1 protein-coding gene is annotated in these 1,191 nt (G+C 66.2%); it reads left to right on the plus strand.

Annotated elements, in window-relative coordinates:
* Window positions 1-252 precede the first annotated feature (252 nt).
* Window positions 253-1,191: LysR family transcriptional regulator (locus P3W75_RS04170; RefSeq protein ID WP_276226113.1), on the plus strand; the 939-nt coding region annotated here is incomplete at its 3' end.

Genomic DNA, 1,191 nt, shown 5'->3' on the forward strand with positions numbered 1-1,191 from the left:
AGGCGAAACACGGCTTCGAATCCTGGAAACGGCGGGGACCGCGGTGGGGAGCCGATTCTAGGAGGGCGCCGAAGGCAGGATAAGCTGACGGATGGGCGAATTATTGTTGCCTGAAAGAGCAATAATTCCCTCGCCGCAGTTATGCGACAATTCGCCGCCTGTCGCGAATCTGTAACAAGACTTTGCTGGTGCGCCGGGCGGCGCCGAAGACGCCGCCGACCCTGGCTCGCGGACAGGCTCTCAGGAGAAATGATGGACCTGCTGCACAACATGCGTGCCTTCGTCTGTGTCGCCGAAACCGGCAGCTTCACCGCCGCCGCCCAGCGCATGGACCTCACCACGGCCTACGTCTCGCGTACCGTGGCCAAGCTCGAAGCCCACCTGCGTACCCGCCTGCTGCACCGCACCACCCGCCGCATCGCCCTCACCGAGGCCGGCCAGCGCTACCTGCTGCGCTGCCAGCAGATCCTCGGCTACATCGAGGAAGCCGAGGCCGAGGCCAGCGACGCTCATTCGCGCCCGGCCGGCAAGCTCAAGGTGCACGCCATGACCGGCATCGGCCAGCACTACCTGATCAAGGCGATCTCCCAGTACTGCGAGATGTACTCGGAAGTGAGCTTCGACCTGACCCTGGCCAACCGCACCACCGACATCCTCGACGAGGGCTACGACATCTCGGTGGTGATCGCCCCCGAGTTGCCCGATTCGGGCTTCGTCTCCAAGCGCCTGGGCGAGACCTACAGCGTGCTCTGCGCAGCGCCCGGCTACGTGGCCCGCCACGGCGCGCCGAAGATGCCCGCCGAGCTGGCCGGGCACCGCTGCCTGCGCCTGGTGAACAGCGTGATGTCGCTGGACAAGTGGCTGTTCCACGGCCCGGACGGCGAGGAACTGGCGCACATCGAGCACACCCACTTCCAGGTCAACACCGCCGACGCCCTCACCGAGGCGGTGGTGGCCGGCATGGGCATCGGCGCGCTGCCGGTGTACTCGGCGGTGGAGGGGCTGCGCAACGGCAGCCTGGTGCGGGTGATGCCCGGCTACAGCCTGTTCCACCTGAACATCTACGCGCTCTACCCATCGCGGCAGTTCCTCGACGCGAAGATCCGCACCTGGGTCGAGTTCCTCCGCGATTGCATCCCCGGCATGCTCACCGAGCATGAACAGCTGATGCACGAGCACAGCGCGCGCCTG

The sequence above is a fragment of the Pseudomonas citronellolis genome (assembly GCF_029335315.1).
Taxonomy (GTDB): domain Bacteria; phylum Pseudomonadota; class Gammaproteobacteria; order Pseudomonadales; family Pseudomonadaceae; genus Pseudomonas; species Pseudomonas citronellolis_A.